Annotated in this window: 13 protein-coding genes; 2 read left to right on the forward strand and 11 right to left on the reverse strand. The window is 68.8% G+C overall.

Annotated features, from left to right (window positions below):
* Window positions 1-87: 87 nt before the first annotated feature.
* From amt to glnA, 3 genes are all read right to left on the reverse strand, one after another.
* Window positions 88-1,518, reverse strand: a complete 1,431-nt coding sequence (amt, locus tag AC5P74_RS10905; protein WP_095378437.1) for an ammonium transporter — start codon at window positions 1,516-1,518, stop codon at window positions 88-90.
* Window positions 1,519-1,540: 22 nt separating this feature from the next.
* On the reverse strand, window positions 1,541-1,879 hold the full coding sequence (locus tag AC5P74_RS10910; protein ID WP_004134334.1) for a P-II family nitrogen regulator: 339 nt from the start codon (window positions 1,877-1,879) through the stop codon (window positions 1,541-1,543).
* A gap of 341 nt (window positions 1,880-2,220) precedes the next feature.
* Complete coding sequence (glnA, locus tag AC5P74_RS10915) at window positions 2,221-3,630, reverse strand: type I glutamate--ammonia ligase (protein ID WP_005420964.1); 1,410 nt, start codon at window positions 3,628-3,630, stop codon at window positions 2,221-2,223.
* A 223-nt stretch (window positions 3,631-3,853) separates the two neighbouring features.
* Between glnA and AC5P74_RS10920 the strand changes: the two genes are divergently transcribed.
* Together AC5P74_RS10920 and AC5P74_RS10925 are read left to right on the forward strand one after the other, a co-directional pair.
* A complete protein-coding gene (locus AC5P74_RS10920) occupies window positions 3,854-4,648 on the forward strand; it encodes an undecaprenyl-diphosphate phosphatase (RefSeq protein ID WP_053499956.1) in 795 nt (264 codons plus the stop codon).
* A gap of 74 nt (window positions 4,649-4,722) precedes the next feature.
* On the forward strand, window positions 4,723-5,547 hold the full coding sequence (locus AC5P74_RS10925; RefSeq protein ID WP_005420968.1) for an META and DUF4377 domain-containing protein: 825 nt from the start codon (window positions 4,723-4,725) through the stop codon (window positions 5,545-5,547).
* Window positions 5,548-5,701: 154 nt separating this feature from the next.
* Here AC5P74_RS10925 and AC5P74_RS10930 read toward each other — a convergent pair whose 3' ends face one another.
* The 8 genes from AC5P74_RS10930 to AC5P74_RS10965 form a co-directional block, all read right to left on the reverse strand.
* Window positions 5,702-6,313 carry a YbhB/YbcL family Raf kinase inhibitor-like protein gene (locus AC5P74_RS10930; protein WP_495204918.1) on the reverse strand — a complete coding sequence of 204 codons (612 nt, stop codon included), beginning with the start codon at window positions 6,311-6,313 and terminating at the stop codon, window positions 5,702-5,704.
* Window positions 6,314-6,323: 10 nt separating this feature from the next.
* Window positions 6,324-8,393, reverse strand: a complete 2,070-nt coding sequence (locus AC5P74_RS10935) for a tetratricopeptide repeat protein (protein WP_005420971.1) — start codon at window positions 8,391-8,393, stop codon at window positions 6,324-6,326.
* 56 nt (window positions 8,394-8,449) lie between these two features.
* Window positions 8,450-9,439, reverse strand: a complete 990-nt coding sequence (locus AC5P74_RS10940; RefSeq protein ID WP_050562730.1) for a YheT family hydrolase — start codon at window positions 9,437-9,439, stop codon at window positions 8,450-8,452.
* A gap of 52 nt (window positions 9,440-9,491) precedes the next feature.
* On the reverse strand, window positions 9,492-10,283 hold the full coding sequence (locus tag AC5P74_RS10945) for a lysophospholipid acyltransferase family protein (protein WP_111127194.1): 792 nt from the start codon (window positions 10,281-10,283) through the stop codon (window positions 9,492-9,494).
* Between the two features lie 206 nt (window positions 10,284-10,489).
* Window positions 10,490-11,323 carry an MBL fold metallo-hydrolase gene (locus AC5P74_RS10950; RefSeq protein WP_346608149.1) on the reverse strand — a complete coding sequence of 278 codons (834 nt, stop codon included), beginning with the start codon at window positions 11,321-11,323 and terminating at the stop codon, window positions 10,490-10,492.
* Window positions 11,310-12,332 carry an NAD-dependent epimerase/dehydratase family protein gene (locus AC5P74_RS10955; protein WP_053499948.1) on the reverse strand — a complete coding sequence of 341 codons (1,023 nt, stop codon included), beginning with the start codon at window positions 12,330-12,332 and terminating at the stop codon, window positions 11,310-11,312. The genes AC5P74_RS10950 and AC5P74_RS10955 overlap by 14 nt, the downstream gene beginning before the upstream one ends.
* On the reverse strand, window positions 12,332-13,351 hold the full coding sequence (locus AC5P74_RS10960) for a 3-oxoacyl-[acyl-carrier-protein] synthase III C-terminal domain-containing protein (protein WP_005420980.1): 1,020 nt from the start codon (window positions 13,349-13,351) through the stop codon (window positions 12,332-12,334). Before AC5P74_RS10960 ends, AC5P74_RS10955 begins: the two co-directional genes overlap by 1 nt.
* A gap of 5 nt (window positions 13,352-13,356) precedes the next feature.
* Window positions 13,357-13,791: a hotdog fold thioesterase gene (locus AC5P74_RS10965; protein ID WP_005420982.1), complete on the reverse strand. Its 435-nt coding sequence runs from the start codon at window positions 13,789-13,791 to the stop codon at window positions 13,357-13,359.
* Window positions 13,792-13,794 lie beyond the last annotated feature (3 nt).

The raw sequence follows: 13,794 nt of genomic DNA on the forward strand, positions 1-13,794 counted from the left end.
CGGCACCCACCAGAGCAGGAGCAGTGCCAGGCAAGCCTGGCACCGACCAAACGCAAAAGGCGGCCCCGCAGGGCCGCCCGTCATGCATCAGGCCTCGTAGGCAGACTCGCCGTGCGAAGTCACATCCAGGCCGGTGCGTTCGGCCTCTTCGGTCACGCGCAGGCCGACCACGACCTTGACCACCAGCAGGATGACCGCGGTCATCACCGCCGACCACGCCACGGTCAGGCCGACGCTGACCACCTGCACCCACACCTGATGGGCGATATCCAGATCGGCCTTGGTACCGCCCAGCGACTGTGCACTGAACACGCCGGTGAGAATCGCGCCGACGATGCCGCCGACACCATGCACACCGAACACGTCGGCCGTGTCGTCCACTTTGAGCAGGCGCTTGAGGCCGGTCACGCCCCACACGCAGACCACGCCGGCGACGAAGCCGATCACGATCGCGCCGAGCGGGCCGACCGTGCCGCAGGCCGGGGTGATGCCGACCAGGCCGGCCACCGCACCCGAGGCCGCGCCCAGTGCCGACGGCTTGCCCTTGCCGATCGCTTCCACCAGCGTCCAGCCGAGCACCGCGGCAGCGGTGGCCAGCACGGTGTTGAGGAAGGCCAGCGAGGCCACCGTATCGGCGGCGGCGGCGGAACCAGCATTGAAGCCGAACCAGCCCACCCACAGCAGCATGGCGCCGATGTAGGTAAACGGTACGTTGTGCGGCTTCAGCGCGGTCTGGCCGTAGCCCAGGCGCTTGCCGACGAACCACGCGCCGACCAGGCCGGCCACGCCCGCGTTGATGTGGACCACGGTGCCACCGGCGAAGTCGATCGCGCCCAGTTCACCCAGGTAACCGCCACCCCAGACGATGTGCGCCATCGGGATGTAGCTGAGGGTGAACCACAGTGCCGAGAACAGCAGTACCGCACGGAACTTGATGCGCTCGGCAAAGGCACCGACGATCAGCGCGGTGGTGATGCCGGCGAAGGTCGACTGGAAGGCGACGAACAGGTAGTCCGGCAGGCCCTTGATCGGCGTGTTGCCCACCGAGTCGGGCGTGAAGCCCTTGAGGAAGGCGAATTCGGTGAACGAACCGAAGAATGGATTGCCCGCGCTGAACACCGCGCTGTAGCCGTAGGCCACCCACAGCAGCAGCACCAGCGAGAACACCACCAGGATCTGGCTGAGCACCGACAGCACATTCTTCGAACGCACCAGCCCGCCGTAGAACAGGGCCAGGCCCGGCACGACCATCAGCAGCACCAGCAACGTGGAGGTGAGCATCCAGGCGACGTCGCCACGATCATAGGCGGCGGCCGCTTCGGCCACGGCCGGCGCAGCGGCGGTGGCGGCCGGATCGTGCAGCGGCTCGACCGCCACGGTTTCGCTCGGCAGCGGCGACACCTGTGCCTGGGCATGGGCGCTGCCCGGCCACGCACCGGCGGCCAGCGCGCTGAGCAGCATCAACAGGCACACCAGGTGGAACCGGGCTTGCCACCCGGTGAGAAGGCGCATCTTCATTGGGGGAGTCTCCGGAAGGGGGTTACAGCGCGTCGGCACCGATTTCGCCAGTGCGGATGCGGATGACCTGTTCGACGGCGGTGACGAAGATCTTGCCGTCACCGATCTTGCCGGTGCCTGCCGACGACTGGATCGCTTCGATCACCGCGTCGGCACGCTCGTCGGTGACCACCGTTTCGATCTTGATCTTGGGCAGGAAATCGACGACGTACTCGGCGCCGCGATACAGCTCGGTGTGGCCCTTCTGGCGACCGAAACCTTTCACTTCGGTCACGGTGATGCCCGACACGCCTGCATCGGACAGGGCCTCGCGGACCTCGTCGAGCTTGAACGGTCGGATGATGGCGGAGATCAGTTTCATGCGCATGTCCCGAGGGTGGATGGGGCCAGCGCGCCAGCGCGCGTTGGCATCAGGCAACCACGGGTCATCAGGTGATGACCGTGGCTGTTGCACCGGACACGTACAGGGCCGGGACGGCCGTGCCTCTCTCCTTGCACGACCGACGCGGGAGGGAGGGCGGCCCTGGTCGCGTATCCGGTCTCTCTTGCCCCTGTTTCAGCGGACCGGCAGTCCGCTGTACTGCAGCGGGCCAGCGACCCGCTCTACAACGGCGGGCCTGCGCCCGCCTTGCGGCTCCCCAGCCGCGAGAACGGAAGCGATGGCGGCGGGTGGGAGGGGGGACCCACCGCCATCGCGCCCGGTCAGCTGGCGTAGTACAGCTGGTATTCCAGCGGGTGGGTGGCCGCGCGGAACTTGGTCACTTCCTGCATCTTCAGCGCGATGTAGCCGTCGATGAAGTCATCGCTCATCACGCCGCCGGCCTTGAGGAACTCGCGGTCCTTGTCCAGCGCTTCCAGCGCCTGGTCCAGCGAGGAGCAGACCTGCGGGATCAGCTTCTCTTCCTCCGGCGGCAGGTCGTACAGGTCCTTGTCGCTCGGTGCACCCGGGTCGATCTGGTTCTTGATGCCGTCCAGGCCGGCCATCATCAGCGCGGTGAAGGTCAGGTAGCCGGACTGGATCGGATCCGGGAAGCGCATTTCGATGCGGCGCGCCTTCGGGTTGGACACCCACGGAATGCGGCACGAGGCCGAACGGTTGCGGGCCGAATAGGCCAGCATCACCGGCGCCTCGAAGCCCGGCACCAGGCGCTTGTAGCTGTTGGTGCCCGAGTTGGCGAAGGCATTGATGGCCTTGGCGTGCTTGAAGATGCCGCCGATGTACCACAGCGCCAGCTGGCTCAGGCCACCGTAGCCGTCACCGGAGAACAGGTTGGTGCCGCCCTTGGACAGCGACTGGTGCACATGCATGCCGCTGCCGTTGTCGCCGACGATCGGCTTGGGCATGAAGGTGACGGTCTTGCCGTTGCGGTGCGCGACGTTCTTGATGACGTACTTCATGCGCAGCAGCTCGTCGGCCTTCTGCACCAGGGTGCTGAACTTGGTGCCGATCTCGCACTGGCCCGCAGTGGCCACTTCGTGGTGCTGCACTTCCACTTCGATGCCGACCTGTTCCAGGGTCTTGCACATTTCCGCGCGCAGGTCGTGCAGGGTGTCGGTCGGCGGAACCGGGAAGTAGCCGCCCTTCACACCCGGACGGTAGCCGCTGTTGGCGCCGTCATACTTGGCGCCGCTGTTCCACGCCGCTTCTTCCGAGTCGACCTTGAAGAAGGTGTTGCCCATTTCGTTGGCGAAACGGACCGAGTCGAAGATGAAGAATTCCGGCTCCGGGCCGAAGAACGCGGTTTCGGCGATGCCGGAGGACTTCAGGTAGGCCTCGGCACGCTTGGCGATGCCGCGCGGGCAGCGGCCATAGGCCTGCATGGTGGCCGGATCGAGGATGTCGCAGCTGATCACGATGGTCGGATCGGCGTAGAACGGGTCGACGTAGGCGCTGGACGGGTCCGGCAGCAGCACCATGTCCGATTCGTTGATGCCCTTCCAGCCGGCGATCGAGCTGCCGTCGAACATCTTGCCTTCTTCGAACAGCGACGGTTCGACGATGCTGACCGGGAAGGTGACGTGCTGCTCGACGCCACGCATATCCACGAAACGCAGATCGACGAACTCGATCTGGTTGTCCTTGATCAGCTTCTCAACGTTTTCCACGGACATCGGTACGACCTCGGATGGGGATGAATGCCTGCTGAGGTACAGCAATGACCGTGCCAACTTTTCGATACCCGCAAGTCGTTGATTTCAATATGGCTGCCCCGCGCCGGTGCAGAACGGTGCGCACCAAACCGGTGCGCCCGCCAACAGACGCACCCGTTTGGTGCAGCAGGGATCGTCTATCCTCTCGACCTTCTTCCTTCCGCCGCGCGTGCCCGCACCGTCCATGTCCGACCTGCTCTCCGCCCTGCTGCTGGGCATCCTCGAAGGCTTGACCGAATTCCTGCCGATCTCCAGCACCGGCCACCTGCTCATCGCCCAGCACTGGCTGGGTGCCCGCTCGGACTTCTTCAACATCGTCATCCAGGCCGGCGCGATCGTGGCCGTGGTGCTGGTGTTCCGCCAGCGCCTGCTGCAGCTGGCCACCGGCTTGAACCAACGCGAGAACCGTGAGTACGTGTTCAAGCTGGGCGCTGCGTTCCTGGTCACCGCCGTGGTCGGCCTGGTGGTGCGCAAGGCCGGCTGGTCGCTGCCGGAGACGGTCAGCCCGGTGGCCTGGGCACTGATCATCGGTGGCGTCTGGATGCTGCTGGTGGAGGCCTACACCGCGCGCCTGCCCGACCGCGACCAGGTGACCTGGACAGTGGCGATCGGCGTGGGCCTGGCGCAGGTCGTGGCCGGCGTGTTCCCGGGTACCTCGCGCTCGGCCTCGGCGATCTTCCTGGCCATGCTGCTGGGCCTGAGCCGTCGCGCCGCTGCCGCCGAGTTCGTGTTCCTGGTCGGCATTCCCACCATGTTCGCCGCCAGCGCCTACACCTTCCTGGAAATGGCCAAGGCCGGGCAGCTGGGCAGCGAGAACTGGACCGACGTGGGCGTGGCCTTCCTTGCCGCGGCCATCACCGGCTTCGTCGTAGTGAAGTGGCTGATGGGCTACATCAAGTCGCACCGGTTCACCGCCTTTGCGATCTACCGCATCGCGCTGGGCGCCGCGTTGCTGCTGTGGTTGCCTTCCGGCAGCTGAACAGCGCCGGCCGCACGGTAACCCCATTGCCGGCCCCACCCCGTTTTCCCCACGGTTCCCCAAGGAGAATCACCATGAACCGCAAGCTCACCCTGCTCCTCCCGCTGGCCCTGATGGCCGCCTGCAGCCAGACCCCGGCCCCGGCCGGCAATGGCGGCGACGACGTGGCCCCGGCCGCGACCAAGGCAGCGGACCAGCAGACGCTGGCGCACCTGGATGCGCAGCGCCTGCAGAGCCAGCACTGGCTGCTGCAGCAGGCCACCGGCGCCGACGGCAAGCGCATCGACGCGCTGTTCGCCCGCGAAGACAAGCCGGTCACCCTGGACTTCGCTGATGGCCGCCTGTCGGTCAGCAACACCTGCAACCGCATGGGCGGCGGCTACACCCTGGCCGACGGCAAGCTGACGGTCAGTGCGATGGCCTCGACCATGATGGCCTGCACCGACAAGGCGCTGATGGCGCTGGACGAAGCCGTGTCGAGCCGCCTGCAGGGCGAACTGAAGGCCGAGCAGGATGCTGATGGCAAGCTGACCCTGACCAACGCCAAGGGCGACGTGCTGGTGTTCAACCCGGAACCGACCGCTGAAACCCGCTACGGCGGCGCCGGCGAAACCGTGTTCCTGGAAGTGGCCGCCAAGACCGAAAAGTGCTCGCACCCGCTGATCCCGGACTACCAGTGCCTGCAGGTGCGCGAAGTGAAGTTCGACGACAAGGGCCTGAAGCAGGGTGAGCCGGGCAAGTTCGAGAACTTCTACGGCAACATCGAGGGCTACACCCACGAAGACGGCGTGCGCAACGTAGTGCGCGTGAAGCGCTACGAAGTGAAGAACCCGCCGGCCGATGCGCCGTCGCAGGCGTATGTGCTGGACATGGTGGTCGAGTCGGCCATCGAGAAGTGATGTAAAGCCGACTGTCAGTCGGCTGGCACTTGAAGGGCGGCCGCAAGGCCGCCCTTCTTCGTTGTGCGTCGTAGAGCCGAGCCCATGCTCGGCTGCTGTCTATCGGGAAAAGCAGCCGAGCATGGGCTCGGCTCTACAGAAGCACATTGCCCGCTCAGGCCAATGCGGGGTTCAAGGTGTAGGTACCGTGCAGCGTCGCTTCGGCCAGCACGTGGCCGTGCATGGCCCGGTACGCGTCGGCGGCGGTGAAGCGTGCCGGCAGCTGCAGCGATGCCACGTCCAGCGCGAACACGCGGAAGAAGTAGCGATGCATGCGCTCGTCGTTGAACGGCGGATAGGGGCCGTCGTAGCCCAGGTAGTCACCGGCCATGTCCGGGTTGCCGGCGAACCAGCCGGTGAAGTCGTTCAGGCCCTGGCGGCTGCCGGCCGGCCCGGCCGGCGTGGTCTTGCCCTTCACCACGAAGCCGTCGCTGCAGCTGCCTGCGGCAATCTCGCGCACCGAAGCCGGAATATCGGCCATCACCCAGTGCACGAAATCACAGCGGGGCTGGTCGCACGGCACGCTCATGTCGGTGCGGCCGACCGTCTCCGGCACGGTCGGCACGTCCGGATCGACGCATACCAGCGCGAACGAACGGGTGCCCTCCGGCACATCGCTCCAGGCCAGATGCGGATTGCGGTCCGGTGCGAAGCCCGCCGCATCGCCTGCGGCGAATTCGCGGTCGATCGGTGCACCGTTGGTCAGGCTGTGGCTGCTCAGTTGCATCGGCGTGTCCTCACTCTTCCGGGTAACCCAGGCGCACCGCGATCGGGGTGAGCTTGGCGAAGGCGGCGCTCATCACGTCGCGGTAGTTGCGCCAGTGGCCCGGCGGGAAGCGCGGCGCGCCCAGCTGCGCGGCCGGCGGCATCGGCCGCTCGAACAGTCGGCCCAGCAGTTCGGCCATCGCCTGCGGATCGTTGCCGATCTGGTCGATGCGCAGCAGCACCTGCGGGTACAGATCGTCCTCGTGCAAAGCGGCGACCTGGGCCAGCGCGCGCGCCAGCCATTCGCTGGCTTCGGCCAGCGAGGTCATCGCCAGCGGCGCGGCGGCACCATAGGCCACCCAGTCCAGCAGCATGTCGCGCGGGTCGCGCAGCACCACCAGCAGGCGGCCCTGCGGCAACTGCGGGCGCAGCGCCCACAGCAGCGCGTTGTCCCACCACAGCAGCCAGTCGATGATCGCGTCGTCCTGCACGCCGCGCGACGGCAGCTGTTCGCGCCAGCGCTGCACCAGCCGCTCCGGGGTCAGTACGCCGGAGGCGAGGTCCTGCAGCGTGTGGTAGTTCTGGAAGGCGTCGTCGGGTGCGTTGGAGGTATAGCGGTCGCTGCGCAGCACCGGGCTGGCCGCGGCCAGGCCGGTCGCCACGCGCTCCACGCCCGACCCTGGCGCGCCCCACAGGAAGATCGGCGCGGAGGTGGCATCGCCGTCGATCTCGCCCTTGTCCGGCCAGCTCGGCGGTGCCTTGGCCTGCGGCGGCAGCGGCAGGCGCTGCGGCGCCTGGTCGGCCTGCAGGGCCAGCCAGGTCTGCAGCGCATCTTCGTGCTGCCCGGCGCGATCCTGGATCTCACCCAGCCAGGTGCGCAGGTCGGCGCGGTGGCCTTCCGGTGCCATGTCGATCAGCGCCTGCACGCGGGCGACCGCGGCGGCCGGATCGCGCTGCAGCAGGCCTTCGACCAGGCGGGTTTCGCCGCTGACGCGGCCCGGTTCGAGGCTGACGATGCGCTCGGCGATCGCTTCGGCCTGGGCGTGTTCGCCCACCATGTCGTGCAGGCGCAGGCGCGCTTCCAGCGCCGGCAGGTGGCCCGGCATCGCGTCCATCCAGCGCTCGACCGTGGCGGCGGCGGTGGCACTGCCGACCTCCTCCACCGCCAGGCGTGCCAGCCACAGGTCGTGCAGCTGCGGGTGCTGCTCCAGGGCGGCATCCAGTCGTGCGCGGGCCTCGTCTTCGCGGCCCAGGCGCTGCCAGGACATCAGCAGCAGCTGCAGCACGTCGCGGTCATCAGGCAGCGATTCCAGCAACGGCAGCAGGTGCTCCAGCGCCTGCAGCGGCTGGCCGCTGCGCAGTGCCAGTTCGCCGGCCAGGCGGCGCATCGAAGGCGTATCCAGGCCTTCCTGCTGCAGCGCGATCTGCATCGCCTCTGCCGCAGCTTCCAGGTTGCCCTGGCGCATGGCCAGCTGCACCACCAGGCCATGCAATGAGGCGATGGTCGGGTTCAGTTCCAGCACGCGCCGGAACGCCTGCTCGGCGAAGGCCAGCATGTTCTTGCCCAGGTAGGCGAAGCCCAGTGCGTAAAGCACGCGGATGTCGTTGGGCAGGGCCTGGTTGGCGGCCGACAGCAGCGTCAGCGCGCGATCGGCATCATCGCGGCGCAGCGCGATCATGCCATCGATGGTCAGCAGCTCCGGGTGGTCCGGTTCGACACGCGAGGCCAGCGTGGACAGGCGCTGCGCTTCATCGAAATCGTTGCGGCCGATCGCCAGGTGGGCCTGCATCAGGTACGCGGCGAATGCGTTCGGGTCCAGCCCGGTGGTGCGCGTCAGTGCTTCGCCGGCGCCGTCGAACTGGCGCAGGGCCAGCAGCAGGCCGGCGTGCTGCAGGTGCAGCTGGGCGTTGTCCGGGGCCAGCTGCAGCGCCTGCTGCAGGGCCTCCATCGCGTCCTCGGCCTTGCCCTGCTGCTGCAGCGCAAGCGCCAGCCAGCGGTGGGCCTCGGCCTGGCCGGGTTCATCACGGGTCCACGCCTGGGCCAGCTGCACGGCCTGGTCGGCCTCGTTCTGGCGCAACGCTTGGATGATCTGGTCTTGCATGGCGGTCCGGTTCAAGGGCAAACCCGCATTGTAGCGGCCTGCGCGCCCGTGCCGGTTCAGCCTTGCAGCACGCGCTGCAGGCGCTGCGCCACCCAGCGCTCGGAGAAGCCGTCACCGCGCCAGTTTTCCAGGAAGCCACAGTGTCCGCCCCAGCTGGCGGTTTCCAGATGCGCCTGGTGCGGCAGCTGCCAGTCGCTGAAGGTCGCGTAGGGGATCACCGGGTCGTCCTGCGCCATCAGGATGTCGGCCGGCACCTGCAACGTGGACAGGCGATCACCGGCAATCGAGTAGCCATCGAAATAGGCCTGCAACGAACCGAAACTGGTGTGGCGCTCGACCAGCCAGGCGGTCAGCGCGCGGATGTCCAGTTTCAGTACGCGGTCGTCGCAGTCGCTCAGTTCGGGGAACAGGTCGCGCTTGCGCCGCAGTGAACCGGCCCACTTGCGGCGGAAGTACCAGTCGTACATCGCCGGGCCGTTCTCGATGCTCTCCATGGTCAGCGCCGGGTCCAACACCGGGCATACCGAGGCCACGCGCAGCAGCGGCACGCCGGCCGCTGGCGCGCGCAGGGCCAGGCGCAGCACGAAGTTGCCGCCCAACGAGTAACCGGCGGCCACCAGCGGCAACTGCGGCCAGCGCTGGGCGATATCGCCCGCGGCATGCACCACTTCGTCGATCAGGTTGGAGTGGAAGATGCCAGGGTTGAGATGATGGGTATTGCCGTGGTCGCGGAAATTCAGCCGCACCACGTCGAAGCCCTGTTCGAGCATGCGCGCGGCCGCCATGCGCATGTAGCTGGATTCGGCGCTGCCTTCCCAGCCGTGCAGCAGCAGGGCCATGCCTTTGGGTTCGCGGCCTTCGATGTGGCTGTGCCAGCCTTGCAGGCGCACGCCATCACCGCCGTCGAGGATCAGTTCTTCGCTGATCGCACCGGTCGCGGCCAGCAGCAGCAGGCCGCGCTGCAGGCGCATGCGGCTGGAGCTGAGCATCGACTGCAGGTGCGGATTGCGCAGCCAGCGCGGGGGCTGGTAGTCAGCCGCGTGCAGCGTCGGCGTGCCGGCGTCCAGGACGGGTGGCGGGATCAGGGCCACCGCACCCTCACTCGGTGCTCATGGCCGCCACGATGCGCGCGCGCGACGTCTCCGCGATGCGCCGACGGCCTTCCAGGTCCTGCGCACCGATCGGTGCCAGGAAGTGCACTTCTGCACGCCGCGCCGGCTCACCGAGCAGGCGCAGGAAATTGGCGAAGAAACTCTCGCCGGGGCCGAACGCGACAATGGTCTGCGCATCGCCCTTGAGCCCGTAGACCAATGCCACCGGCTGCACCGGCACGCCGGTTTCAACCGCGGCCTGGAAGATGCGGGCATGGAACGGGCCTACTTCGTGGCCGCCGCGGGTGCGCCCTTCCGGGAACACGCCCACCGCCTTGCCTTCGCGCAGGCGATCGGCCATCACCTGCATCACGCCACCGAGCGATTCGGTGTTGCCGCGCTGGTGGAAGATGGTCTGGCCACGCGCGGCCAGCCAGCCGACCAGCGGCCAGCTGGCGATCTCGCGCTTGGCGACGAAGCCCATCATGCGCTGGCTGTGCAGGATGCAGATGTCGACCCAGCTGACGTGGTTGGCGACGAACAGCACGGCGCCGGGCAGCGGCGTGCCGATCTGCACCAGGCGGAAGCCGAAGATCCACATCAGCCCGCCCTGCCACCAGTTGACCACTTTGGCCCCCAGGGTCGCCTCGCCCACGCGCAGTTCGCCCCACGGCCGAAGCATGCCGATCAGGATGAGCGGCAGGAACACAACGATGTGGACCAACAGCAGCGGTACGCGGTACAGGTAACGGCACACACGCGCCACGCCGCCGCGGGGGGCCGGAGTGGGGGAAGTCATCCGCGCACGATACCGGAGGGCCGCAGCCGCTGCCAGCCGATTCTGGCCATAAGTCCTATTGACCGCGGCCATGGACGGGAACACGGTGTCCTGTTGGCGGGGCTGTTGGGGGGCGTAGAGCCGGCCTTGCCTTGGCATTTTGTAGAGTCGAGCCACGCTCGACTGCTCCTGGCGCCACATCAACAGCCGTCGAGCATGGCTCGACGCTACGCGGTCGCGGCCGGCCGCCATTGCCCGCAATGGGCCGGTACCAGCTGCAGGTCGCTGACCTGGCGCTGGGTGTGCTGCAGCCGCTGCAGGGTCTGCCGGTAGGTGCCGGTGTGGCCGAGCAGGGCGGTGACCAGCCACGGCGGCGGCACGCCATCGGTGATGGCGGCGCTGGACCAGGCGGCGTCGGCCACCAGGAACACCGGGCGGCCATCGCCCGCTTCGAACAGCAGCCCGTGCTGGCCCACCGCATGGCCGGGCAGCGGCACCGCCAGCAGGCTGCGGTCGCCCAGCACGTCGCGGCCACGGCCGAAGGCATCGAAGGGACGCGGCAGGTCCACCTCGGGCAGGCTCTCCAGCCAGCCCATGCGCGGCGCCGCATCGCGGGTCAACGCGGGCAGCAGACCCACGCTGAGCGCACGCAGGCGCCCGCGCGCGGCTTGGTCCTGCCACGCAGCGCGCGAACACAGCAGCGGCACGTCGGGGAAATCGAGCACGCCACCGACGTGGTCACCATGCAGGTGCGAGAGCACCACCAGGCCGATGTCGGCCGCGCCGATGCCCCGCTGCTGCAGCTGCGCGCGCACGCTCTGGCCCGGGCCCAGGTGCACTGGCGTGACCCAGCGGTAGAGGCGCTCGGGGAAGCGCGCGGTGGCCTGCAGGAACGCGTCCGAATAGCCGGTGTCGAACAGGATGAGGCCGCGCAGCGGATGCCGCAGCAACGCCACCAGCGCCGGGAATTCGCAGCGGTGCCAGCTGGCTCCATGGCGCACGGCACGCTGCGGGTGCACGCAGTGGCCGGCCTCGATCAGCTCCCACTCAAGCCGTGCCATCGCTGCCCCCGTGCTGCGTCCAGGTGTGCTGCTTCCAGTGCGTGGCGAAGGCCTGCAGCGCGGCCTGCACGCCGGTGCGCGGGTCGTAGCCGAGATCGCGCCGCGCGGCGCTGATGTCCAAGGTCTGCGAATAGCCCAGCACACCCACGCCATAGCGGGTCAGGCGCGGCTCGGGGCGGCCCGGGCGCAGGCGGGCCACGGTCTCGGCCACACCGGCCGCGGCCAACGCCAACGTTCGCGGCACCGGCCGCAGGCGCACCCGCAGGTCCATCGCTGCGAACAGGCCGTTGACCAGCGCATGCACGTGCAGCGGGGTGCCGGCGCTGATGTTGTAGGCGCGCCCGCTGCAGCGCGCGTCCGCCTGCAGCGCCAGGCTCACCGCCTGCACCGCATCGTCGATGGGGGTGACATCAATGAGCGCGCGGCCGCCATGGATCAGCGGGAAGCGGCCGCTGGCCGCCACCGCCAGCAGGCGTGGCAGGATCGCGCGGTCGCCGGGCCCGAACACCGCACGCGGGCGCAGCACCACGGTGTGCAGTCCCTGCCGCGCGGCAGCGGCCACGGCCAGTTCCGATTCCCATTTGCTGCGCGCGTAGTCGGTGATCCAGCGCCGTGGCGGCTGGAAGCGTTCATCCAGACCGTACTGGTCGGCGAAGCGGAAATAGATGCTGGGCGAACCCAAGTGGACCAGGCGGGCAACACCGGCCGCCTGCGCGGCCTGCAGCAGGCGCGTGGTGGCCAGCACGTTCGCCCGCTGGAATGCGGCTGCCGTTCCCCAGGGTTGCGACATCGCCGCGCAGTGCACCACCGCATCGCAGCCCCGCAGCAGCGGCGCCAGGGCATCCTCGGCAAGATCGGCAGCAACCACCTCGATACCGCGCGCGGCCAGCGCCTGCAGCCGAAGCGCATCGCGCCCGCTGCCGCGCACCTGCCAGCCCTGTGCCGCCAACGCCAGCGCGACATGCTGGCCGATGAAGCCGCTGGCGCCGGTGACCAGGACTCTGGCCATCAGTAGCGCAGCACCGCGCCGCCCAGCGCCAGGCCGGCACCGGTACCGATCAGCAGGGCCTGCCCACCGCGCGGCAGGCGACCGTCGATCAGGGCCTGGTGCAGGGCCATCGGCAGCGACGCGGCCAGCTGGTTGCCGTGCTCGCGCAGGATGCGCACCAGCCGCTGCGGCGGCAGGCCCAGCACGCGTTGCAGGTGATCCAGCGCCTGGCCGCTTGCCTGGTGCGGCACGATCACATCGCACGCGGCCAGGCTGGTGCCGGCACTGTCCAGCAGATCCTGCAGGAAACCGGGCAGGCGCCGCGCCGCTTCGCGGTACAGCGCCTTGCCCTGCATCTGGAAATGATGGGCCGCGCGGTAGGCATCAATATCGTCGAACAGGCGCATGCCGGTGCCGCAGGTCGGCACCTGGCACAGTTCGGCACCGTCGCCATAGGTGCGCAGGCGGGTGGCCAGCAGCGCCGAGGCCTGGCCGTCGCCGGCCCGCTCGACCAGCATCGCCACCGCACCATCGCCGAACAACGGCGCGGTCAGCGGGTCATCCGGATCGAGCCCGGCACTGGGAATGTCGCTGCAGACGATCAGCACGCGCCGGTAGCGGCCCAGCGCCAGCAGGCTGCCGGCCATTTCCAGCGCCACCACGAAGCCCAGGCAGGTGGCGTTGACGTCGAAGGACGGCACGCCACTGTCGCCCAGGCCGAGGGCGCGCTGCACCAGCACGGCCTGGCAGGGAATGGCCTGTTCCATCACCCCACAGGCGGAGAGGATGCAGTCGATGTCGGTGGGTGCCAGGCCGGCCTGCTGCAGGGCCTGGCGCGCGGCCTGCGCGCCCATCCAGGAGGCCCGCTCATCGGCCGCTGCATGGCCGCGGCTGGCCACGCCGCTGTGCCGTTCGACCCAGCCGTCCGGCTTGTTCCAGCGCTGGTCGAAGTGCTGCGACGGCACCCGCAGGCGCGGCAGGCAGGCACCGCTGGCGATGATCCGCAGCGGCAGCACGGCGGGAGCAGGCAGCCCGGACATCTGCCTCAGCCGTGGCCTGCAGCCACCACCGCCAGGGTCAGCCGCGAAATGCACACCAGCCGGCCCTGTTCGTCTTCGATGCGGATCTCCCACAGCTGCGTGCTGCGGCCCACGTGCACCGCACGCGCAGTGCCGGTGACGGTGCCGCTGCGCACGGCGCGAACGTGGTTGGCGTTGATCTCCAGGCCCACGCAGACCTGCTTGGCGGTATCCACGCAGAGGTTGCCGGCGCTGCTGCCCAGTGTTTCGGCCAGCACCACCGAGGCGCCGCCGTGCAGGATGCCGTACGGCTGGCGGGTGCGTTCGTCGACCGGCATGGTGGCCTGCAGCCAGTCATCACCGGCTGCGGTGAAGGCGATGCCCAGGGTATCGATGGCCGTGCCTCGGCTGAGCGCATTGAGCTGGTCGATGGAAACAGCGTCGCGGAACACCTGGGTCATGCA

This window comes from Stenotrophomonas sp. YJH_SMC_94-11, from assembly GCF_059370435.1.

Coding starts and splice junctions, on each gene's coding strand:
- amt (WP_095378437.1), bottom strand. CDS start 1,518: ATGAAGATGCGCCTTCTCACCGGGTGGCAAGCCCGGTTCCACCTGGTG.
- AC5P74_RS10910 (WP_004134334.1), bottom strand. CDS start 1,879: ATGAAACTGATCTCCGCCATCATCCGACCGTTCAAGCTCGACGAGGTC.
- glnA (WP_005420964.1), bottom strand. CDS start 3,630: ATGTCCGTGGAAAACGTTGAGAAGCTGATCAAGGACAACCAGATCGAG.
- AC5P74_RS10920 (WP_053499956.1), top strand. CDS start 3,854: ATGTCCGACCTGCTCTCCGCCCTGCTGCTGGGCATCCTCGAAGGCTTG.
- AC5P74_RS10925 (WP_005420968.1), top strand. CDS start 4,723: ATGAACCGCAAGCTCACCCTGCTCCTCCCGCTGGCCCTGATGGCCGCC.
- AC5P74_RS10930 (WP_495204918.1), bottom strand. CDS start 6,313: ATGCAACTGAGCAGCCACAGCCTGACCAACGGTGCACCGATCGACCGC.
- AC5P74_RS10935 (WP_005420971.1), bottom strand. CDS start 8,393: ATGCAAGACCAGATCATCCAAGCGTTGCGCCAGAACGAGGCCGACCAG.
- AC5P74_RS10945 (WP_111127194.1), bottom strand. CDS start 10,283: ATGACTTCCCCCACTCCGGCCCCCCGCGGCGGCGTGGCGCGTGTGTGC.
- AC5P74_RS10950 (WP_346608149.1), bottom strand. CDS start 11,323: ATGGCACGGCTTGAGTGGGAGCTGATCGAGGCCGGCCACTGCGTGCAC.
- AC5P74_RS10955 (WP_053499948.1), bottom strand. CDS start 12,332: ATGGCCAGAGTCCTGGTCACCGGCGCCAGCGGCTTCATCGGCCAGCAT.
- AC5P74_RS10960 (WP_005420980.1), bottom strand. CDS start 13,351: ATGTCCGGGCTGCCTGCTCCCGCCGTGCTGCCGCTGCGGATCATCGCC.
- AC5P74_RS10965 (WP_005420982.1), bottom strand. CDS start 13,791: ATGACCCAGGTGTTCCGCGACGCTGTTTCCATCGACCAGCTCAATGCG.